Genomic DNA, 19,952 nt, shown 5'->3' with positions numbered 1-19,952 from the left:
CCCCGGCGTCAAGCCGGATCGGCGGGCGCGCCTTCGCCTCGCTCACATGACGCCGTCGCCTCGCCCCTGGCCGCGGGGCGCGCATCGGCGTCTCCCCGGCCATGAACCACCGTAAACCACTGCGCGGAAACAGCCGCGGAACCAGGCTTCAACCGGCTTGCGCGCGCGTCGCATAACCGCCGCCGCCAGTGTCGGTCATCGCCTGATCCACGGTCGGCCCGGCCCCGCGCGGGGGGCGGCGGCGGCGCGCGAGGCGGAGATCCGCCGATGGCGGCCGCCTCCGGCGCGCGCGCCGATCCGGCTTGACGCCGGGGCGATCGGCGATGGCGGCGCGCGGATCGTCCGGGCCGGCGCCGCGACCGGCGCTTCGCCACCGCCTGCCGCCCGCGCGAGGCGTTGGCCCGGACGCTCGCCCCATCCGAATCTCCCGCCGTCGAGCTGGACCGGCGCGCCAATGCGCCCCTATGCGCGGCGGCGCCGGGACCACGGGTTCGAACGCGCCGCGGCTCCGCGGAGTCGAGCGCGCCGCGCCTCCAGTTCGCTCCGCCCGCCCGCGGCGCGCGCAAAAAAAAGCAGCGCCCGCAATCAGCGGGCGCTGTCATTGATTTCAGGCGGAAAGGGGCGCGCGCGGCGCCCCGGGCGCCGATCTCAGGCCGCGGCGGAGCGCCGGCGACGCGAGGAGACGAAGCCGAGCCCCGCGATGGCGCTGATCAGCATCCACGCGGCGGCCGGGAGCGGCACCGCGGCCGGCAGCGCGAACTCGAACGCGGCGCTCGACGAGGTGAAGGTCACGCTCTTGAACATCTCGTTGGCGCCGAAGACATACTCCAGCAACGCCACCTGCTCGAAGTTGTTCGGCGAGCCGGGGAGGTTGAGCGCGGCGATGACGCCCGAGCCCGTGGAGCCGCCCAGGGAGACGCCGTTCGCGTCGAAGAACTCGATCTCGTTGTAGCTGTCGATCGAGCCCCAGAGGAAGGTGAAGTTGTCCTGGAGCGAATCATAGGTCAGCGTCATCGGCGACGAGCCGCCATTGCCGCCATTGGAGCCGCCGACCGAGAAATAGGACTGCGTGCCCACGAGCCCGGTGTTGTTGAACGGCGACTGGAAGCTGCCGTTGGCGTTGCCCGGCGGCGGCGTCACCACCGGAGCGGCTCCGCTCCAGGTCGCGCCCAGGGGCGTCGTGCCGTCGAAATCGGCGCCGAAGATGTCGGCGGTGTTGCCCACGCCCTGCGTGGAGCTGTCGAGGAGGTTGAGCGTCGGAACAGCCGACGCGACGAGCGGCATGGCGCAGAGCGCCGCAGCGGCGATCCCCGCAACAAAGAAACTCTTGGTCATGTCATTTCTCCCACAAGCGCTGACTCAGTCACACGCTGGCATCAGTTTCACGTCAGGGTGAGCACAAACTGGAACACGCTGTCGCAGCCCCGACACCCCATGACAGCAAACTGATTCCAACTCGGGTATGTTCCTAACCTTCCTCAAATCAGAAGTAAAATTGAATTTAATTGAAGGCTTACACGCTTAAGTTGCACCTTCCGCCGCCTCCGCGCGCGGGGCGGCGTCTCGGCCGGTTTTTCTCGAATTCAGGCGAAATCGGGGCTGGAGTCCGCGCCCGCCGCGCCTTCGCGCCCAGCCCCCCGCCGAGCCGCGGCGGCCTCCAGCGTCACTACGCCGCGGCCGCGCATCGCCGTGATCGCGCGCCGCGGCCTGAGCCCGCCCGCGCATGGGCCGCTCAGACGAAACGGCGCCCGCCAATGCGGGCGCCGTCGTTTTCTTCAGACCGGGAGGAGCGCGCCGGGCGCGCTCCCTGCGCCCGCTCAGGCGGCGGCGGCGCGCCGGCGGCGCGAGACGAAGCCGAGCCCGGCGATGGCGCTGATCAGCATCCACGCGGCGGCCGGCAGCGGCACCGCGGCCGGCAGCGCGAACTCGAACGCGGCGCTCGTCGAGGTGAAGGTCACGCTCTTGAACATCTCGTCGGCGCCGAAGACATACTCCAGCAACGCCACCTGCTCGAAATTCGGCCCCTCGGCGTCGCCGCCGCCGAGCCCGATGTTGACGCCGAGGCCGGCGCCAAGGCCGCCGAGCCCGCCGAGCCCGATGCCGCCGCCAAGGCCGATCCCGACGCCGATTCCGCCGCCGCCGAGACCGAGCTGATCATTGGCGATGTCGGTTCCGGTGGAGCCGCCGACGGAGACGCCGTTCGCGTCGAAGAACTCGATCGAATTGTAGCTGTCGATCGACCCCCAGAGGAGGGTGAAGTTGTCCTGCAGCGTATCGAAGGTCAGCGTCATCGGCGACGGGCCGCCATTGCCGCCATTGGAGCCGCCGACCGAGAAATAGGACTGCGTGTCCACAAGCCCGGTGTTGTTGAACGGCGACTGGTAGCTGCCGTTGGCGTTGCCCGGCGGCGGCGTCACCACCGGCGCGGCTCCGTCCCAGGTCGCGCCCGCCGGCGTCGAGCCGTTGAAATCGGCGCCGTAGACGTCGGCGGTGTTTCCCGCGCCCTGCGTCGAGCTGGCGAGAACAGTGATCGTCGGAACCGCCGACGCGGCGAACGGCATGACGCAAAACGCGGTCGCGGCGACCGCCGCGGCAATGAGACTCTTGGACACGTGAATATCTCCCACAAGACAGCCCCGGCGCCATGCCGGGTTGGTTTTTCGTCAGGACAAAACAACTTACAAACGCCGATGCGTGCCTGACTCCCCACAACAGCGCATTCTCCCTAACACGCTAAAAAACAAAATCAAACTTGAAAACAACCTTCTATATACAACCGAGGGTTGCTCGGATGCGGTTGACGCCACCGAAGCCGCGAACGAGATTGCCGGCGCGGGCGAAACGGCCCGATTGCGCGGAGCGTCAGATGTTTCTGTCCGTATTCGAGATCTTCAAGATCGGCATCGGCCCGTCCTCCTCCCACACGATGGGGCCGATGACGGCGGCGGGCCGGTTTCTGGAGGCGCTCCGCGGCGGGCGCGACCGGGTGCCCGGCGCGGGCGCGCCGGCGCGGCTCTCATGCAGCCTTCACGGCTCGCTCGCCTTCACCGGCAGGGGACACGGGACCGATCGCGCGATTCTGCTCGGCCTCGCCGGCCAGAATCCGCGCGACGTGGACCCGGACGACGCCGCGCTGATCGAGACGCGGGTGCGCGCGGAGAAGGCGGTGGAGGTCGAGGGGCTGGGCCGGCTCCGCTTCGACCCCGGCGCCGATATCGTCTTCGACCGCGGCCCCTCGCTTCCGGGCCACGCCAACGGGCTGAAGCTCTTCGCCCATGACGCGGCCGGGAATCTGGCGATGGAGGAGACGTATTATTCCGTCGGCGGCGGCTTCGTCCTGACGGCGCGGGAGCTGCGCGCCGGCGCGCCTCGCGCGGAGGAAGGGCCGGCGCGGCCCTATCCGTTCGATTCGGCCGCCGCCATGCTGAGAATGGCGAAGGCGTCCGGCCTCTCCATCGCCGAGATGAAACGGCGGAACGAGGAGGCCGGGATCGGCGCGGAGGCGCTGAACGCCGGGCTCGAAGAGATCACCGCCGCGATGATGGCCTGCATCGACCGCGGACTGGTCCAGGACGGGGAGCTGCCGGGCGGGCTCCGGGTGCGGCGGCGCGCGAAGCGGATCCACCGGCAATTGCTGGAGGAGAAGGGCCTGAACATCGCCCAGCCGCATATCGCGAACGACTGGCTCTCGGTCTACGCCATGGCGGTGAACGAGGAGAACGCCGCCGGCGGCAAGGTCGTCACCTCGCCGACCAACGGCGCCGCCGGGGTCGCGCCCGCGGTGCTTCGCTACTACCGCGATCATTGCCACGGCGCGACGAAGGAGGGCGAGCGGATCTTCCTGCTGACGGCGGCGGCGATCGGCGGGCTGATCAAGCACCGCGCCTCGATCTCGGGCGCGGAGGTCGGCTGCCAGGGGGAGGTGGGCTCCGCCTCGGCGATGGCGGCGGCGGGGTTCTGCGCCGCGCTCGGCGGCGCGCCGGAGCAGATCGAGAACGCGGCCGAGATCGCGCTGGAGCATCATCTCGGCATGACCTGCGATCCGGTCGGCGGGCTGGTTCAGGTCCCCTGCATCGAGCGCAACGGCCTTGGCGCGATCAAGGCCGTCTCCGCCGCGTCGCTCGCGCTCCGGGGCGACGGCGCGCATTTCATGCCGCTCGACAACTGCATCGAGACCATGCGCCAGACCGGGCGCGACATGAGCGAGAAATACAAGGAGACGAGCCTCGGCGGGCTCGCGGTGAACCTGCCCGAATGCTGACCTCCAAACGCTGAACCGGCCGGGGCGGCGGCCCCGGCCGGTCGGTTCGTCCTGTCGGCCTTGGGGCCGATCCGCGCGGATCACGCGGCGACGTCGACGCCGACGAAGACCCGGCCGTCGCCGCGCCGCACCAGCACCAGCGCGACGCCCGCGTCGATCTTGTCGAGCGCGGCGACGACATCCGCGGGCGTGGAGATCTCGGCGTCGCCGACCCGTTCGATCACGTCGCCGACCCTCAGCCCGGCCTCGGCCGCCGGCCCGCCCTCTTCCAGCGCCGCGATCACCGCGCCGCGTTCGGCGGACCGGACGCCCAGCCTCTGACGCGCCTCGGGCGTGAGCGCGACCAGCGCGGCGCCGAGCCGGTCGGAATCGACGGCGCCGGATCCGTCGGCCGGCGCGGCGCCGCCCGCGTCGTTCGCCGCGCGCCGCTCGCCCGCCAGCGCGCCGACGGTGACGTTCAGCGTCTTCTCGCGGCCATTGCGCATCACCACGACCTTCGTCTCGCTTCCCGCTTTCGTCGCCGCGACGAGGCCCGGCAGGGCATGGCTGTCCGCGACGTCGTCGCCGCCAAAGCCGATGATCACGTCGCCCGGCTCCAGAACCCCATCCGCCGGGCTGCCCGCCGCCACATCGGCGACCAGCGCGCCGTGCGGCTTGTCCATGTCGAGCGCGCGCGCGATCTCCGGCGTGACGTTCTGGATGGTGACGCCGAGCCAGCCGCGCGCCACCTCGCCATCCGCCTTCAACTGCGCGACGACGTATTTCACCGTATTCGACGGGATCGCGAAGCCGACGCCGACCGAGCCGCCGGAGGGGGAGTAGATCGCCGCGTTCACGCCGATCACGTCGCCGTCGAGATTGAACAGCGGCCCGCCCGAATTGCCGTGGTTGATCGCGGCGTCGGTCTGGATGAAGTCCACATAGGGGCCGGCCTTGATGTCCCGGCCCTTGGCCGAGATGATGCCCCGCGTCACGGTGCCGCCAAGCCCGAACGGGTTGCCGACCGCGACCACGTCGTCGCCGACGCGCATCGCGTCGCTGTCGCCAAGCTTGAGATAGGGCAGATCCTTCGCGGAGATCTTCAGCAGCGCGAGGTCGGTCTGCTCGTCCACGCCGACGACCTCCGCGTCGAACTCGCGCTCGTCGGTCAGCCGCACCTGCACCTTGGCGGCGTTCTCCACCACATGGTTGTTGGTGACGATATAGCCGTCCTCGTCGATGACGAAACCGGAGCCGAGCGCATGCATCGGAGCGCCGCGATTCGGCCCCTGCATGCCCGGCGGCGTCCCGAAATGGCGGAAAAACCGCTCCAGCGGAGAGCCGGGCGGAAACGGGCTCGCCTGCCCGCCGAAGACGGTGGAGCCGCGCGCCTCCTGCGTCGTCAGCACCGTGACCACGGCGGGGATGACGTTCTCGACAAGATCGGCGACGTTCTGGCCGCCGGTCTCCGCGGTCGCCATCGGCGCCCAGAGCAGCGTCGCCGCCGCGAGCCCCGCGCAGACGCCCCGCGCCGCGGCGCTGTGGGCGAGGGTTCTAGCGTGATATGTCATGTCGTGTTTCCTGTCTCCTGTATCGACGCCCGGCCTCGGCCGGGCGATCTGAGACATATGAAGCGCATTCCCTGCGCGCCATTTGCCCGGACCTTACGAAATCGCAAGGTTCCGGGCGTCAGCCGAAGAGCAGCGGAATGAGCCCGAAGATCCCGATCAGGATCAGATATCCGGCGACGACATAATTCAGCACCTGCGGAACCATCAGGATGATCAGCCCGGCCAGAAGCGACAGGGCGGGTTGGTAGATGAAGACGACATTCATCGCGAAACTCCGGCTTGCGGGCGCCGGCGCCTCGATCCGGCCCGGCGGCCCTGGTGCGGATCCGCCCCGGCCGGCGCCGCGCTCGGGGCGGCGCCCCGCGGGTCCGGCCGGTCGCGGTCCACGCCCCCGATAGCGGCGCGGGCTCGCGCGCGCCTTGCGCGACGCTTACATCTCCGAAAGATTCCGCGCCCTTGATGGACCCGGGGCGCCGGCGCCCTCGGCCGGGAACCGCACCGAGACCCGGAGCCCCGGCGCATTGTCCGAAAGGGTGAGCCGCGCGCCATGGCGCTCCGCGATCGCCCGCACCAGCGCGAGGCCGAGCCCGGCGCCGCCGAGATCGTGCAGATCGTCGAGCCGGCCGAACGGCTTCATCGCCGCGTCCCGCATGTCGGCCGGGATCCCCGGCCCGTCATCCGCGACCTCGATCACCGTCGCCCCGTCGACGACGCCGGCGCTCAGCGTCACCTCGGTTCCCGCCGGGGTGTGGCGGCTGGCGTTCTCCACGAGATTGACCAGCATCTGGCCGATCATCCGCCGGTCTCCAAAAATCCGGGGCTCCGGGCCCGCGTCTCGCGGCGGCGCCGCCGTCAGGGTCTGGCCCGCGTCCTCCAGCACCGGCTGATAGGTCTCGGCGATCTCGCGGATCAGATCGGCGGCCGGGACCGGCTCGAAATCGGCGCGGCTGCGCGAGGAGGAGATGCGCGCGATCCGGAGGATGGTGTCGAAGGTCTCGCCGATGCTCTCGATCTCGCGTTCCGCGCGCGCCAGCGCCGCGGCGCGCGCGGCCTCGTCTTCGCCGGCGCTCCCCGCCTTCTGGACCAGCAGGAACGCCCGGTTCAGCGGCGTGCGCAGATCGTGCGCGATGGCGACGATCGAGTTCCGCGTCGCCTCCATCAGCCCCGAGAGCCGGTCGAGATGCGCGTTCATCAGCACCGAGACCCGGTCGATCTGGTCGCGCCCGCCCCCGGTCGGCAGCCGCGCGTCGCCGTCCCCGCGGGAGACCTGCTCAAGCACCGAGGACATCCGCTGGAGCTTGCCGAAGACATCGCGGCTGACGGCGAAGCCGATCATGAGCGAGACCACCGTCACCACCCCGCCCACGAGGACCAGCGCCTTGATCAGCGTCGCGCGGAGCGCGTCGGCGCTGGTCATGTTCCGGCCGACGACGAGCTTGTGCGCGCTGAGATCGACGACCTCGACGTCAAAGGGCCCCGCCCCCCCGCCCGCGATCCGCCGGGTGAGCGTCCCGAAGCCGATGAAATCGGGGGCCAGCGACAGATCCCCCGCCAGCGGCGCGCCGTTCGCGCCGAAAAGGCCGACCACCCCGCTCCCGTGCGCATGCGTGCGCGAGAGCGTGCGCACCACCTCGGCCAGCGCCTCCGGGCCTTCGTTCCGGTAGATCTCGCCGAAGAGAATCGCCTCCTCGCGGATCTGCGCCCGAAGATCGTTGACCATCGAGACCCGCATGATCTCGACCAGAACCGCCCCCGCGACGACCATCACCACCAGGAAGGTTATGAGCGAGAGCGCGATGGCGCGAAGCGGCGCGCCCGAGAGGATGGCGCCGGAGAACAGCCTACCGCGGCGCATGGATCGAGTAGCCGGAATTGCGCGTGGTGTGGATCAGGGGCGTCGCGAACGGCTTGTCGATCTTGGCGCGGAGCCGGCTGATATGCGTCTCCACCACCGAGGTTTTCGGATCGAAGCTGAAATCCCACACCCGCTCCAGCAGCATCGTCCGGGTGACGATGCGCCCGGCGTTGCGCATCAGAACCTCGAGCAGCGCGAACTCCTTGGCCAGAAGCTCGATCGTCACGCCGGCGCGCGTCGCGGTGCGGCTGAGCAGATCGAGCTCGAGATCCGCGACCTTCAGCGCCGTCGCCTCCCCGCTCGGCGCGGGGCGGCGCGCCAGCGCCTCGATCCGCGCCAGCAATTCGGAGAAATGGAACGGCTTCACCAGATAATCGTCGCCCCCGGCGGTGAGCCCGGCGACGCGGTCCTCCACGTCGCCCATCGCGGTGAGGAAGATCACCGGCGTCGCCCGCCCCGCCGCCCGCAGCGCCTTCAGGACCGAGAGCCCGTCCATGCCCGGCATCATCCGGTCCAGCACGATCAGATCGCAGGGATTATAGAGGCAATGGGTGAGCGCGTCGCGCCCGTCCGCGACCGCCTCGACGCTGTGCCCCGCCTCGATCAATCCCTTGCGGATGAACTCGGCGGAGCTGGCGTCGTCTTCGGCGACAAGGATCTTCATCGGCGCGGGCCTCATGCGTCCGCCGCCGACGAAAAGCGCCGGCGGCGAGTCGCGCCCGATGCTATCATCACGCGGCCCGCAGTTCACCCGGCCCCGCGCTTGACGCGCCGGCCGCGGGCGCGGCACTCTGCGCCCGGGAGGGGTGACGAGCCAGACATGGAGCCGGACATGAGCGCTGTTCCCGCCGCCGCCACTCTCGAAACCCACGAGGTGACGAACCAGCCCGGCCCCTTCACCGGCCGGAATCTCCACCATCTCGACACGCCGCTGCGCGAGGCGGCGCTCCGCGAGGCCGGAGACTGGCTCGACCGCCGCCTCTCCGCCCTCGGCGCCGCGCTCGGCGCCGCCGAGACCCATGAATGGGGCGTGGAGGCCGAGCGCAACCCCCCGGAGCTCGTCGCCTTCGACCGCTACGGCCGCCGGCTGGACGAGGTGCGCTACCATCCCGCCTATCACGCGCTGATGACTCTCGCGATGGAGCACCGGATCCACGACATCTCCTGGACCGATCCCGGGCCGGGCGCCCATTGCGCGCACGCCGCGATGCTCGCCCTCTTTCACAGCGTCGACGCCGGCGTGATGTGCCCCGTCACCATGACCTACGCCGCCGTCCCGACGCTTCGCGCCCACACCGAGATCGGCGGCCTCTGGCTGCAGAAGATCATCGGCGGCGTCTACGACGCGCCCCTCGCCCCGATCGCCGGCAAGCGCGGGCTCACCATGGGCATGGCGATGACGGAGAAACAGGGCGGCTCGGACGTGCGCGCCAACACCACCCGCGCCGCCCGCTTCAAGGGGGCGGGCGAGAACGCCTGGGTCCTCCGCGGCCACAAGTGGTTCTGCTCCGCCCCGATGTCGGACGGGTTCCTCACCCTCGCCTACACCGACAAGGGCCTCTCCTGCTTTCTCGTCCCGCGGGTCCGGCCCGACGGCGCGCGGAACACGGTCCGCCTCATGCGCCTCAAGGACAAGCTCGGGAACCGCTCGAACGCCTCCGCCGAGATCGAATATCACGACGCGTTCGCCGAACTCCTCGGCGAGGAGGGGCGCGGCGTCAACGTCATCATCGACATGGTCCACCACACCCGCCTCGGCACGGTCGCCGGCGCGCTCGGGATCATGCGCGCCGCGCTCGGCGAGGCGCTCCACCACGCCGCGCACCGGCGCGCCTTCCAGAAGACCCTGATCGACCAGCCGCTGATGCGGACCGTGCTCGCGGAGCTCGCCCTCGAATACGAGGCGGCGGCGGTTCTGGTGATGCGGGTGGCGAAATATTACGAGTCCCCCGCGCCCGAAGACCGGAGCTTCGCGCGGCTCGCGGTCGCGCTGGCGAAATATCTCGTGACCAAGCGTTGCGCCAATTTCGTCTGCGAATGCCTCGAATGCCACGGCGGCGGCGGCTATATCCGCGAAAGCCCGGTGGCGCGTCTCTATGCGGAGGCGCCGCTGAACGCGATCTGGGAAGGCTCCGGCAACGTCATCGCCCTCGACGTCATCCGCACCATCCGCAAGGAGGAGGCGGCGCTCCCCGCCTATTTCAAGGAGGTCGAGGAGGCCGGAGCCCAGGATCCGGCACTCGGCGCGGCGCTCCGCGATCTGAAAGCGGATCTCGCCGACGGCGGCCTCGACGAGCGCGGCGCCCGGCGGCTGGCGGAGCGGATGGCGCTGATCCTTCAGGGCGCGCTCCTCACCCGGTTCGCGCCGGGCCCGGTGGCGGCGACCTTCACCGGCGCGCGGCTCGGCGGCGGCGGCGGGCTCACTTACGGGGCCGGCGCCGGGCGGATGGACGAGGCGCTGCTGATCGCCCGCGCCACCGGCGGCTGACCGGCGCGCGCGGCGACGGCGCGGAACGGGCTGGACGAATCCGCCCGATGCGGCATGAATGCGGCGTCGCCCGGACCCAAAATCAGGAAACCACCCATGTCGGACAGGCTGCTCAACCCCTCGGCGCTCGCCGATCTCATCGCGGCGATTCTCCGCGCCGACGGCTGCGCCGAGGCGGAGGCGCGGATCGTCGCCGATCACCTCGTCGACGCCAGCCTCCGCGGCCATGACAGCCACGGCGTGATCCGCACCGCGCGCTATCACGAATGGCTCAGGAGCGGCCAGATCCACGCCAACCGCCCCTTGCTCACCGTATCCGACACCGGCGCGATGCTGCAGCTCGACGGTCAGGACGGCATGGGCCAGCGCCTCGCCGCGGAGGCGGCCGCGCTCGGGATCGAGCGGGCGGCGGCGCATGGGCTGGCGCTGGTCTCATTGCGCCGCGCCGGCCATATCGGCCGCGTCGGCGCCTACGCCGAACAGGCCGCGGCGGCCGGGCTGGTCAGCATCCATTTCGTCAATGTCGCCGGCTCGCGCCTCGTCGCGCCGTTCGGCTCGGCCGAGCGCTGCGCCTCGACCAACCCGGTGACGATCGGCGTCCCGAACGGGGACGGCGACGATTTCATCCTCGATTTCGCCACCTCCTCCGTCGCCGAGGGCAAGGCGCTCGTCGCCGCGCAGGGCGGCAAGCCGCTGCCCGACGCGGCGCTGATCGGCGGCGACGGCGTCCCGACCGGCGACCCCGCCGCGCTCTACGGCGACAGCCTCGCGACCGGCGTTCCCGATCCGCGCGGGGGGCCGGGCGCGCTCCGCGCGATGGGCGAGCACAAGGGCTCCGGCCTCGCGCTCGCCTGCGAGCTGCTCGCCGGCGCCCTCACCGGCAACGGGACCAACGGCAAGGCGGACGCGCCTTTCGGCAACGGCATGCTCTCGATCTTCATCCGCCCGGCCGAGCTCGACGCGCCCGGCGGCTTCGCGCGCGAGGTCGCGGACTATATCGCCTATATCCGCGGCGCGCGCCCGGCGGCGGGGGTGGACCGGGTGCGCATCCCGGGCGATCCCGAACGCGAGCTCCGCCGGCGCCGCCTCGAAGAGGGGCTCCCGGCGCCCGAAGCGGTGATCGAGGGCATCGCCGGGATCGCGCGCGCGCTCGGGCTGGCGGAGATGCTCCCCGCGCTGGAGCGCCGCTGACCGGCCCCGCCCCCGGCGCGGAAGGCCCTCGCCCGCCGCGTCAGCCCCGCTCGCCGCGTTTCCGGACGAACCGGCGGACGGCCTCCTTGTGATCCTCTCCCGCCGTGATCACGGCGTAATGCGACGAGATCATGTCGAGATGGCTTCTGAGATCGGTCCTCAGGCCGCCCAGGACCGCCCGCTTGATCATCCGGACCGATTGCTGCGGGGCGGCGGCGATCTTTCGCGCCATCTCGTTGGCGGCGTCCATCAGGTCGGCGTCGTCGACCACGCGATTGACCATGCCGATCTCATGCGCCTCCTCGGCGGTCAGAAACTCCGCCGTCCAGAACAGCTCCAGCGCCTTCGCCGCCCCCACGAGACGCGGCAGAAACCACGTTCCCCCCGCGCCCGGCACCAGGCCCACCTTGGTATAGGTCTCCCCGAATTTCGCCGAGCGCGCGGCGATGCGGATATCGCACATCAGGGCCATGTCCAGCCCGGCGCCCGCCGCGGCCCCGTTCATCGCGGCGATGACGGGCTTGTCGATATCCTCCAGCAGGAGAGGGATCCGCTCGATCCGCTCGAAAAGCTCGGCCTTCCTCTGGGCCGGCGTCTGCTCCAGCCGGTCCTCCATCTCCACGATATCGCCGCCCGAGCAGAACGCGCCCCCCGCCCCGGTGACGATCACCACCTTCACCCGCTCATCGGTCCGGCAGCGCTCGAGCGCGTCGCGCCACGCGTCGATCATCTCGAACGTGAACGCGTTGAGCCGTTCGGGCCGGTCCAGAGTGATGCGGCCAATCCCGTCGTCATCGACCTGGAATTTCAGATTCTCGGACATCAAGCCTCCTCCTTGCGATTTCTTGTCCGCGCATTCCGCGCGCGCGACGGTTGATGGGTCCGCAGGCGCCATGCGGCCCGGCCGGCCCATGGCGCCATGAGCCGGATCACGCCCGAGGCCCCGACGTCGCCGCGACGATGCGCGGCCAGAGAGCCTCCCCGCCCTCGGCGCAGACGGCGCGCCCGATCCGCTCCCGCCACAGGGCTTCGCCGCCGAATTCATCGCGCCAGGCCCAGAGCCGCCGCGTGTGGAAATTCAGGTCATGCTCCTGCGTGAAACCCATCGCCGCATGCGTCTGATGCGCCGCCTCGGCCACCTTCCCGGCCGCTGCGCCCGCCCGGCTTTTCGCCAACGCCGCCCGAAACGCGAAATCGGGGTCCCCCCAGGCCTCGGCCGCGTTGTCGACGAGCGCGCCCGCCGCGAGCGACTGGCCCGCCGCGTCCGCGAGCATATGCTGAACCGCCTGAAACCTGGCGATGGGGCGCCCGAATTGCTCTCTCTCACGCGCATGAGAGAGAGACATCTCGACCGCGCGCCGCATCGCGCCGCGCATCTGCGCCGCGCGGACCAGCGCCCCGACGGCGTCGAGCCCGTCCGGCCCGAGCCAGGCCGGCGCGTCCACCGGCTCTCCCGCCCCGGCGGCGATGCGCAGATCGTCCCGCGGCTCGCCCGCCAGGTTCGCGCCCCGGCGCGCCTCGACGCAGGAGGCGGGCGCGAGAATCCACCCGCGCTCAAGCGCGCAGAGCACATGGGCCGCGTCGGCGCCATAGGGCGCCCGTTTCGCGGCGAGGCCGGAAAAGCTGGCGAGGGTCGCCGGCCCCGTCAGCGCCCGATCGAGCAGCCCCGCCGCCGCCATCGTCTCGCCGAGGGGAAGCGGCAGCGCATGATAGGCGGCGATGCTGATCAGGTTGAAGGCGGTCGTCGGCGCCAGCCCGATCCCCCCGCCAGCTTCCGAGACCAGCGCGAGGGGAACGCCCGCCTCCTCGACCGCGCGCCAGAGCCCGGCCGGCGTCTCCGCGCCTTCGGCCGCCCGGATCGCGGCCCGATCCACGATCCGGCCGAGCAGCCGGGAAAACTGGTCTTCGATGATCGGGCCGATATCGTCATTCATGCCAACGCCTCTCCTGTCGCCTCAGCGCAGCCCGAGCCCGCGGGCGATCATGCTTTTCAGGATTTCCCGCGTGCCGCCCCGCAACGTGAAGGACGGGGCCCTCAGGATCGTGTCGGCCATGGCCTCGACGAAAGGGTCATCCGCCCGCCTGCTCGGCTCGACCGCCGCCAGTTCGCGGGCGATTTCGGGGACGGAACGCTCGAACGCGGTCCCGAGATCCTTCACCATCGCGGCCTGAATCAGCGGCTGCTCGCCGCGATCCAGCATGCCCGCCACCGAAACCGACATCCGCCGAAGGCTCGCAAGCTCGGCGACCATCGCGCCGATCCGCACCGCCTGCCCCCGGTCGGGGTCGGGGCCTATCCGGTCCACGAGCGCGCGGAACAACTGGAAGTCCGAGAGGAACCGATCCGGCCCGGACCGCTCGAACGCCAGCTCCCCGGTCACCAGAGCCCAGCCTCCGCCCACGTCGCCCACGACCATGTCGTCGGGAACGAAGCACTCGTCGAAGAAGACCTCGTTGAATTCGTGATTGCCGGCCAGATCCGTGACGGCGCGGGGCGTGACCCCGTCCGTTTTCATGTCGACGATGAACTGCGAGAGGCCCTCATGCCGGCTCGCGCCCCGGTCTCCCGTGCGCGCCAGAACGATCATGTAGTGGGCCTGATGGGCCTGCGTGGTCCAGATCTTCTGGCCGGTGATCGACCAGCCGCCCTCCACCTTCGCGGCCCGCGTCCTGACCGCGGCCAGATCGGACCCCGCGCCGGGCTCGCTCATGCCGATGCCGAAAAAGCACTCTCCCCTGGCGATCCGAGGCAGGATCTCCGCTTTCGCGCGCTCGGACCCATGGCGCAGGATCTGCGGGCCGGACTGGCGGTCGGCGATCCAGTGCGCCCCGCAGGGGGTTCCGGCGGCGAGAAGCTCCTCGGTGATCACGAAGCGGGTGAGCGTCGACGCCGCCTTCCCGCCGAAATCCGTCGGCCATGTGATCCCGATGAATCCCGCCCGCCCCAATCTGCGGCTGAACTCCGCGTCGAACGAGCTCCAGCTGCAACGATGCGGCTCAAACCGGCCTTCGGCCAGCTCCCTCTCCAGGAACTCCCGGATGTCGCGGCGCGCGCGCTCGGCCTCTTGCGGCAATCCGACCGGATCGAACTGAAATGTCGGCGTCATCGATCCTCCCTGAGCGAATGCGGCGCCCGCCCGCCGGCGTCATGATGACCCCGGGCCCGAAAGCGACATGGCGCGGCGGCCCGCCCCACTATTCACCGGCGCGCGTCCGCGCGCAAACGCCGAGAGGCGGAACGGCTCAGGTCAGTTCGCGTCCATGACGGCGCTCAGGAATTGCTGCGTTCTGTCCTTCTGGGGGTTGTCGAACAGGGCTTCCGGCGCCCCCTGCTCTTCGATGCCGCCGTCAAAGAAGAAGCAGACCCTGTCGGAGATCTCCCGGGCGAAGCCCATCTGATGCGTGACCATCAGCATCGTCAGGTTGTGTCGATCGACCAGCCCGCGGATCACGCCCGTCACCTCGCTGATCACTTCGGGATCGAGCGCCGACGTCACCTCGTCGAACAGCATGACCTTCGGGCGCATGGCGAGCGCGCGGGCGATGGCCACGCGCTGCTGCTGCCCCCCGGACAGCCGCGCGGGGTGCTGGTCGCGCTTCTCGCTCATGCCGACCATGTCGAGCAGTTCGAGCGCGCGCGCCTCGGCCTCCTTCTTCGGCATGCCCAGAACCTGCACCGGCCCCTCCATGCAATTGCCGAGCGCCGTCATGTGCGGGAACAGGTTGAAATGCTGGAAACACATGCCGATCTTGGAGCGCATCCGGCGCATATGGGCCGCGTTCGCGCGCACCAGACGGCCTTTTCTCTCCATATGGGTCAGCGGCTCCCCCTCGACGTAGATCACGCCGCTGTCGATCTTCTCCAGCGTCATCAGCATGCGCAGCACCGTGGTCTTGCCCGAACCGGACGGGCCGATGATCGTCACCATCTCTCCCGCCGCGACATCGAGATCCAGCCGGTCCAGCACGGTCAGCCGGCCGTATTTCTTGGTCACGTTCTGAAACCGCACCATGGGCGCGTCGTCCCCCTCCAGCGTCAGGGGGTATTGGCTCATGTCGTCTGTCATTTGATCAGTCCCAGTTTGCGGCGCACGACCGTCTCGAAGCGGCGGATGAGCCAGGCCGTCGGCAGCGATATCGCCAGAAAGATGAGGCCGACGATCGTATAGGGCTCCAGATACCGGTAATTTTCGGCGCCGATGGAATTGGCGGCGTGCATCAGCTCGCCCACGCCGATCACCGAAAGCATCGGCGTGTCCTTGAAGATGCCGACCAGATAATTGCCCATGCCCGCCAGCGCCGGCGGCAGCGCCTGCGGGATGACGATGCGCCGATAGGTCTGGACGACCGACAGGTTGATGGCGCGCGCGGCCTCCCACTGGCCCTTGGGCACGCCCTCGATGCCGCCGCGATAGACCTCCGAGAGATAGGCCCCGTAATGCAACCCGATGGCGATCAACCCGGCCGTCCAGGGCGACAGGCGCACGCCGAATTGCGGGCCGACGTAATAGATGAAAAAGATCTGCAACAGGAGCGGGGTCGAGCGGACGAACTCGACCAGCTCGCGCGTCGCCACCGTCAGCGGGCGGATGGGCGTGCGCTGCGCCAGCGCGAACGCCAGCCCCAGCGCCAGCGCCACCGCGTAGCCTCCCCCGGCCGCCAGCAACGTGTTGCCCGCCGCCGCCAGAAGGCGCGGCAGGATCTCCCACGTGAACTCCCATTTCCAGCCGACCATGGTTCAGGCCCTTCCGATCTTGCGGGCCATCACCCGCTCCAGCCAGCGCATGCAGGGCGTCACCATCAGCCGGGCGAAGACGTAGTAGATGATCAGCGCCGTTCCGAAGGCCTGCGCTGAGAGGAATGTGTTGTTGTTGATCTGACGGGTCTCGAACATCAGGTCGGTGACCGAGATCAGCGCGACCAGCGACGTGCCCTTCAGGATCTCGACCATCAGATTGCCCCAGGGCGGCAGCATCCCCACCAGCGCCTGCGGCAGGATGATCCGCCGCATGCGCCGCAGAGGCGACATGTTCAGCGCCAGCGCCGCCTCCCACTGGCCCCTCGGCACCGAGAGGATCGCGCCGCGCACCAGCTCCGCGCCATAGGCCCCGTAGCACAGGCCGACGGTGACGAAGCCGGCCGTGAACTTGTCGAGATTGATCCCGAACAGCGGCAGCGCGAAGAAGATCCAGTACAGCTGCACCAGCAGCGAAGTGCCGCGAAAGATCTCGATATAGACCGTGGCCGCGCCGCGCACGATCTTCAAAGGCGCCAGTTTCATCAGCCCAGAGATCAGCGCCGCCGCGACGGCCACGAGCGCGGCCAGCACGAATTGCGCGATGGTGATCAGCGTTCCGTCGACCAGGCGATCGCTGTGGTCGCTGAGGAATTCCAGATAGGACATCTCGGATCGGCTTCCTTGCCTCTGGGTGGCGTGTAAAACAAGGCCGGGCGGCGGAGAGGCGCCGCCCGGCCTTCAATGCTGAGCGCGTCGGGGTCAGTCCGCCTTGCACGCCTCGGCGGTGGTCTGACCGCTCGGGAGGAACGCCGGGATATAGTCTTCCTCGGCGACCTTCTTCATCATCTCGTCCGAGCCGAGATATTCCGCCAGAACCTTGTTGAACTCCTCGCGGAAGGCGTCGTCGTCGGGGGGGAAGCCGACGCCGACCGGGGTGCGGCTTTCCGGCGGGAACGCCAGCGGATCGGTCATCTCGACCTCGTCCGACATCTCCTGAACGCGCTGCGCCTCGAGCGCGTTGGTGGCGCCCGCGTCGGCGCGGCCCGCGCGCACCGCGGCCAGCATCTCGGTGGTGCCGGGCACCTCCATGATGTTGGCGTCGGGAACGCCGGCGGCCTTGGCGTCGGCGACGGTGTTGTAGCCGGCCGGCGCCGCCATCACCAGATCCTGATCGATGATCTCCTGATAGGTCCTGACGCCTTTGGGGTTGCCCACGGGAACGACGAAAGCGTCGCCGAACACGCCGATCGGCTCGGAGAAATCCATATTCGCGCAGCGCGCGGCCAGAATATACATGCCCCCGGTCACGATATCCACGCGCGACGCGGTCAGGCTCGGGATCAGGGCGGCCCAGTCGGTCAGGACGGGCTCGATATTCGTGTGGCCCATCCGCTCCAGAACGGCGATCGTGATGTCGTTGACGAAGCCCTTCGCGGACCCGTCCTCGCCGGCGTAGGCCCAGGGGGGCGCCGCGGCGAAACCGAGGCGGATCGGCTCTCCGGCCGCGACCCGGTCCGCCAGCGGGCCGGCCTGCGCGGCGGCGGCGAACATCGCCCCCAACGTGAATGCAAGTGTGGTCGTCAATGTCGTTTTCTTGAAGCTCATCGGCTTTCCTTGTTTTGGCGACTGCATGGCGTTCGACGGGAATTGGCCGGAGCCAAAAGCGTTCCCCCGCTCGGAAATGGGGCGACCATCAAGGACTATCGCCCCGCGCCAGGCGCGCTGATCCTAGCGGGGCCATTATGCAAGGTCCTCGCCAATTCCTCAACCGGCTGAGGAATTTTGGCCCGATTGGCCCTCAAAACCCCGCCTGGGGCGGGCGTTTCGCGGGCTTTCGGGTGGGGCTTGCGGCGGGGCTGAGGGCGGGTCTGAGGGCGGGGCTAACGCCCGGCGCCGGCGCGCTCCGATCGGCGCGTGCCGGCGCGGCGGGCGCTACCGCGCCGGGCCGGCGCGCTCCACCGCGACCCGGGCGATGTGGCCGGTCGCGCTCTGATGGATCAGGAGCGCCTCGCCGTCGAGGGTGGCGCGCATGTGGCGCAGGATCCCGGCGTAGACCGGGCCGGAGGGGATGGGCCAGCTCTGGAACGTCTCGGTTTCCGGGTCGAAGCGCACCAGCATGTCGGGCCGGACCCCGCTTTCGTTGTACCAGACCGCCCCGTCGAAAACCGCGATGGCGTAGGGATGCGCATGCGGGCCGCTGGGCGAATCCCATTCCTGAACGGCGCCGGTCTTCGGGTCGTACCGGCCCAGCCGCCCCAACCCCGAATTGACCCACCAGACCATCCCGTCCGCGTCGATATCGAGCCTGCGCACGGTGGTTCCGGCTTCGGGCAAGGCGATCTCGCTGATCTCCATCGTCTCGGGGTCGACGCGCAGCAGGCAGTTGGCGCCGTTGCACGCCGCCCAGACCGCGCCATCCGCGCCGATCTTCACCCCATAGGGGCGCGCGCCCGCGCGCGGGCTGGCGAGCAGCCGAACCTCTCCGGTCCCGGGGTCCAGCCGCCCGATCATGTTGCTGATCTGAAGAGTGAACCAGAGAACGCCGTCCGCGTCGAACTCGGCCGTGTGCGGGTCGCGCGCGGCCGGGTCCGGCATGGGATATTCGGTGATCTCTCCGGTCTCCGGGTCGAACCGGCCGATGGTGGCGTTGCCGTTGCCGGTGTACCAGGCGGCGCCGTCGGGGCCGATGGTCACCGAGTGGGGGCGGGCGCCCGCGGGCAGATCGAACTCCTCCATCGCGCCGGTCTCGGGGTCGAGCCGGCCGATGATGTCGCCCCATTGCCCCACCCACCAGACGCCGCCATCCGGCGCCTCGACCGGGTCGCGCGCGCGCTGGCCCGGCGTGGGCGCCCGCCATTCCTCGAAGCGGAGGGTCAGCGGCCCCGCGACCGGCGTCGCCGCCCTGTTGTCGCCGGGCGGGAAATGCGCGGCCAGATAGTCGAGCGCCTCGGCCTCCGTCGCCGGATCGCCCGACAGGTCGATCATCGTCGAGGTGAGAAAGCGCCAGTCGTCGCGGGAGTAGCCCGCGCTGCGCTCGATCAGGTTCACCCCGTGGCAGGCCGCGCAGACGCCCTCGACCGTCTCGCGCCCTTCGCCCTCCGGCAGCGCGACAGCCGCGGCGGGCGGGAGAAGCGCGGTCGCAAGGAGGAGGGAGCGAAGCGTCTTGCGTGGCATGTCGGGGCTCTCGGCTGCGCCTGTGATGGCGGAAGTCTAGCCGAAGACCCCGGGTTTCCAAACAACCGAAACGCGGCCGCGCGCCCTCGGGCGCATCACAAATCCGCCAGATCCCCGCGCGACCGATGAGCCCCGGCCCCGCTCCGCCCGACGGGCCGTTCGGGCCGCAAATTCGGCGCGCGCTCAGTTCAGAGCGGCGATCGACGCGTTCAGCGCCGAGGCGAAGGCGACCCAGGCCGCGTAGGGCGCGAACAGCCAGGCCGACGCCGGGTCGCTCCGCCGAACCGCGGCGATAAAGGCGAGGATGACCACGAGCAGAAGAAGAACGACGCCCAGCGCCAGATCGATCCGATGCGCGACGAAAAAGACCGGCGACCAGAGAAAGTTGAGGCCGAGCTGCAGCCACCAGAGCCTCATCGCCCAGCCGCCCCGCTCCCGCCGCCAGACGCGCTGCCCGACGATGGCGATCACGACATAGAGCGCGGTCCAGACCGGAGCGAAGACCCAGGCCGGCGGATTGAAGGCTGGCTTGGCGAGCAGCGCGAACCACTCGCCCGGCGCCGTCGCCGCGCCGATGACGAGGCCGCCGCCCAGCGCCAGCGCGAGGAACAGGATCAAGGAGAGACGGTCGGCCATGGCGTTGAGCCCCCTGTCGTCGGCGCCGCGGAAAAAGGCGTGGCGGCCGCCCTTCGCGC

At 70.1% G+C, this 19,952-nt stretch carries 18 protein-coding genes; 3 read left to right on the top strand and 15 right to left on the bottom strand.

The features are described 5' to 3' along the window. Positions 1 to 648 precede the first annotated feature (648 nt). The gene (locus WG921_RS15785; RefSeq protein WP_340110219.1) at positions 649 to 1,335 is read right to left on the bottom strand and encodes an Npun_F0296 family exosortase-dependent surface protein; all 687 of its coding nucleotides are present in this window, start codon (positions 1,333 to 1,335) and stop codon (positions 649 to 651) included. A 482-nt stretch (positions 1,336 to 1,817) separates the two neighbouring features. Beyond that, positions 1,818 to 2,612, bottom strand: a complete 795-nt coding sequence (locus tag WG921_RS15780) for an Npun_F0296 family exosortase-dependent surface protein (RefSeq protein WP_340110218.1) — start codon at positions 2,610 to 2,612, stop codon at positions 1,818 to 1,820. 254 nt (positions 2,613 to 2,866) lie between these two features. Between WG921_RS15780 and WG921_RS15775 the strand changes: the two genes are divergently transcribed. After that, the gene (locus WG921_RS15775) at positions 2,867 to 4,261 is read left to right on the top strand and encodes an L-serine ammonia-lyase (protein WP_340110217.1); all 1,395 of its coding nucleotides are present in this window, start codon (positions 2,867 to 2,869) and stop codon (positions 4,259 to 4,261) included. An 80-nt stretch (positions 4,262 to 4,341) separates the two neighbouring features. Here WG921_RS15775 and WG921_RS15770 read toward each other — a convergent pair whose 3' ends face one another. From WG921_RS15770 to WG921_RS15755, 4 genes are all read right to left on the bottom strand, one after another. Then, entirely contained in the window at positions 4,342 to 5,811 is a 1,470-nt protein-coding gene (locus WG921_RS15770) for a Do family serine endopeptidase (protein WP_340110216.1), read from the bottom strand. Positions 5,812 to 5,929: 118 nt separating this feature from the next. Continuing rightward, positions 5,930 to 6,076: a DUF3096 domain-containing protein gene (locus WG921_RS15765; RefSeq protein WP_340110215.1), complete on the bottom strand. Its 147-nt coding sequence runs from the start codon at positions 6,074 to 6,076 to the stop codon at positions 5,930 to 5,932. Between the two features lie 165 nt (positions 6,077 to 6,241). Then, positions 6,242 to 7,666 (bottom strand): HAMP domain-containing sensor histidine kinase, encoded by a 1,425-nt coding sequence (locus WG921_RS15760; RefSeq protein WP_340110214.1) that lies wholly within the window; start codon positions 7,664 to 7,666, stop codon positions 6,242 to 6,244. Continuing rightward, positions 7,653 to 8,330, bottom strand: a complete 678-nt coding sequence (locus WG921_RS15755; protein WP_340110213.1) for a response regulator transcription factor — start codon at positions 8,328 to 8,330, stop codon at positions 7,653 to 7,655. The genes WG921_RS15760 and WG921_RS15755 overlap by 14 nt, the downstream gene beginning before the upstream one ends. A 168-nt stretch (positions 8,331 to 8,498) precedes the next feature. On the opposite strand from WG921_RS15755, the gene WG921_RS15750 reads away from it, so the two are divergent. Both WG921_RS15750 and WG921_RS15745 read left to right on the top strand, forming a co-directional pair. Further along, on the top strand, positions 8,499 to 10,154 hold the full coding sequence (locus tag WG921_RS15750) for an acyl-CoA dehydrogenase family protein (RefSeq protein ID WP_340110212.1): 1,656 nt from the start codon (positions 8,499 to 8,501) through the stop codon (positions 10,152 to 10,154). Positions 10,155 to 10,250: 96 nt separating this feature from the next. Beyond that, positions 10,251 to 11,345 carry an Ldh family oxidoreductase gene (locus tag WG921_RS15745; protein WP_340110211.1) on the top strand — a complete coding sequence of 365 codons (1,095 nt, stop codon included), beginning with the start codon at positions 10,251 to 10,253 and terminating at the stop codon, positions 11,343 to 11,345. Positions 11,346 to 11,385: 40 nt separating this feature from the next. Here the strand turns inward: WG921_RS15745 and WG921_RS15740 are convergent, their stop codons facing one another. The 9 genes from WG921_RS15740 to WG921_RS15700 all read right to left on the bottom strand — a co-directional run bounded on the left by WG921_RS15740 (position 11,386) and on the right by WG921_RS15700 (position 19,893). Further along, positions 11,386 to 12,168, bottom strand: a complete 783-nt coding sequence (locus WG921_RS15740; protein ID WP_340110210.1) for an enoyl-CoA hydratase/isomerase family protein — start codon at positions 12,166 to 12,168, stop codon at positions 11,386 to 11,388. A gap of 106 nt (positions 12,169 to 12,274) precedes the next feature. Beyond that, entirely contained in the window at positions 12,275 to 13,279 is a 1,005-nt protein-coding gene (locus WG921_RS15735) for an acyl-CoA dehydrogenase family protein (RefSeq protein WP_340110209.1), read from the bottom strand. A 21-nt stretch (positions 13,280 to 13,300) separates the two neighbouring features. Continuing rightward, the gene (locus WG921_RS15730; RefSeq protein ID WP_340110208.1) at positions 13,301 to 14,452 is read right to left on the bottom strand and encodes an acyl-CoA dehydrogenase family protein; all 1,152 of its coding nucleotides are present in this window, start codon (positions 14,450 to 14,452) and stop codon (positions 13,301 to 13,303) included. A 141-nt stretch (positions 14,453 to 14,593) separates the two neighbouring features. After that, on the bottom strand, positions 14,594 to 15,400 hold the full coding sequence (ehuA, locus tag WG921_RS15725) for an ectoine/hydroxyectoine ABC transporter ATP-binding protein EhuA (RefSeq protein WP_340110207.1): 807 nt from the start codon (positions 15,398 to 15,400) through the stop codon (positions 14,594 to 14,596). 8 nt (positions 15,401 to 15,408) lie between these two features. Beyond that, on the bottom strand, positions 15,409 to 16,080 hold the full coding sequence (gene ehuD / locus WG921_RS15720) for an ectoine/hydroxyectoine ABC transporter permease subunit EhuD (RefSeq protein WP_340110206.1): 672 nt from the start codon (positions 16,078 to 16,080) through the stop codon (positions 15,409 to 15,411). A gap of 3 nt (positions 16,081 to 16,083) precedes the next feature. Then, complete coding sequence (gene ehuC, locus WG921_RS15715; protein WP_340110205.1) at positions 16,084 to 16,749, bottom strand: ectoine/hydroxyectoine ABC transporter permease subunit EhuC; 666 nt, start codon at positions 16,747 to 16,749, stop codon at positions 16,084 to 16,086. A 93-nt stretch (positions 16,750 to 16,842) separates the two neighbouring features. Continuing rightward, positions 16,843 to 17,688, bottom strand: coding sequence for a transporter substrate-binding domain-containing protein (locus WG921_RS15710; protein ID WP_340110204.1), 846 nt, complete (start codon positions 17,686 to 17,688; stop codon positions 16,843 to 16,845). Between the two features lie 327 nt (positions 17,689 to 18,015). Then, positions 18,016 to 19,257, bottom strand: a complete 1,242-nt coding sequence (locus WG921_RS15705) for a Vgb family protein (RefSeq protein ID WP_340110203.1) — start codon at positions 19,255 to 19,257, stop codon at positions 18,016 to 18,018. A gap of 183 nt (positions 19,258 to 19,440) precedes the next feature. Continuing rightward, positions 19,441 to 19,893: a TspO/MBR family protein gene (locus WG921_RS15700; RefSeq protein WP_340110202.1), complete on the bottom strand. Its 453-nt coding sequence runs from the start codon at positions 19,891 to 19,893 to the stop codon at positions 19,441 to 19,443. Positions 19,894 to 19,952 lie beyond the last annotated feature (59 nt).

Origin of the sequence: Paludibacillus litoralis (assembly GCF_037646705.1) — a bacterium.
GTDB classification, from domain to species: Bacteria; Pseudomonadota; Alphaproteobacteria; order Rhodobacterales; family Rhodobacteraceae; genus Pikeienuella; species Pikeienuella litoralis.
Note: the sequence above shows the minus strand (reverse complement) of the source record. Positions and strands in the feature narration are given on the sequence as shown.

What these genes read in the sequence shown, in the direction of transcription:
- WG921_RS15745 (WP_340110211.1), top strand. Translation starts at nt 10,251, where the DNA reads ATGTCGGACAGGCTGCTCAACCCCTCGGCGCTCGCCGATCTCATCGCG.
- WG921_RS15770 (WP_340110216.1), bottom strand. Translation starts at nt 5,811, where the DNA reads ATGACATATCACGCTAGAACCCTCGCCCACAGCGCCGCGGCGCGGGGC.
- ehuC (WP_340110205.1), bottom strand. Translation starts at nt 16,749, where the DNA reads ATGTCCTATCTGGAATTCCTCAGCGACCACAGCGATCGCCTGGTCGAC.
- WG921_RS15735 (WP_340110209.1), bottom strand. Translation starts at nt 13,279, where the DNA reads ATGAATGACGATATCGGCCCGATCATCGAAGACCAGTTTTCCCGGCTG.
- WG921_RS15705 (WP_340110203.1), bottom strand. Translation starts at nt 19,257, where the DNA reads ATGCCACGCAAGACGCTTCGCTCCCTCCTCCTTGCGACCGCGCTTCTC.
- WG921_RS15765 (WP_340110215.1), bottom strand. Translation starts at nt 6,076, where the DNA reads ATGAATGTCGTCTTCATCTACCAACCCGCCCTGTCGCTTCTGGCCGGG.
- ehuA (WP_340110207.1), bottom strand. Translation starts at nt 15,400, where the DNA reads ATGAGCCAATACCCCCTGACGCTGGAGGGGGACGACGCGCCCATGGTG.
- WG921_RS15750 (WP_340110212.1), top strand. Translation starts at nt 8,499, where the DNA reads ATGAGCGCTGTTCCCGCCGCCGCCACTCTCGAAACCCACGAGGTGACG.
- WG921_RS15785 (WP_340110219.1), bottom strand. Translation starts at nt 1,335, where the DNA reads ATGACCAAGAGTTTCTTTGTTGCGGGGATCGCCGCTGCGGCGCTCTGC.
- WG921_RS15730 (WP_340110208.1), bottom strand. Translation starts at nt 14,452, where the DNA reads ATGACGCCGACATTTCAGTTCGATCCGGTCGGATTGCCGCAAGAGGCC.
- WG921_RS15755 (WP_340110213.1), bottom strand. Translation starts at nt 8,330, where the DNA reads ATGAAGATCCTTGTCGCCGAAGACGACGCCAGCTCCGCCGAGTTCATC.
- WG921_RS15700 (WP_340110202.1), bottom strand. Translation starts at nt 19,893, where the DNA reads ATGGCCGACCGTCTCTCCTTGATCCTGTTCCTCGCGCTGGCGCTGGGC.
- WG921_RS15760 (WP_340110214.1), bottom strand. Translation starts at nt 7,666, where the DNA reads ATGCGCCGCGGTAGGCTGTTCTCCGGCGCCATCCTCTCGGGCGCGCCG.
- WG921_RS15740 (WP_340110210.1), bottom strand. Translation starts at nt 12,168, where the DNA reads ATGTCCGAGAATCTGAAATTCCAGGTCGATGACGACGGGATTGGCCGC.
- ehuD (WP_340110206.1), bottom strand. Translation starts at nt 16,080, where the DNA reads ATGGTCGGCTGGAAATGGGAGTTCACGTGGGAGATCCTGCCGCGCCTT.
- WG921_RS15710 (WP_340110204.1), bottom strand. Translation starts at nt 17,688, where the DNA reads ATGAGCTTCAAGAAAACGACATTGACGACCACACTTGCATTCACGTTG.
- WG921_RS15775 (WP_340110217.1), top strand. Translation starts at nt 2,867, where the DNA reads ATGTTTCTGTCCGTATTCGAGATCTTCAAGATCGGCATCGGCCCGTCC.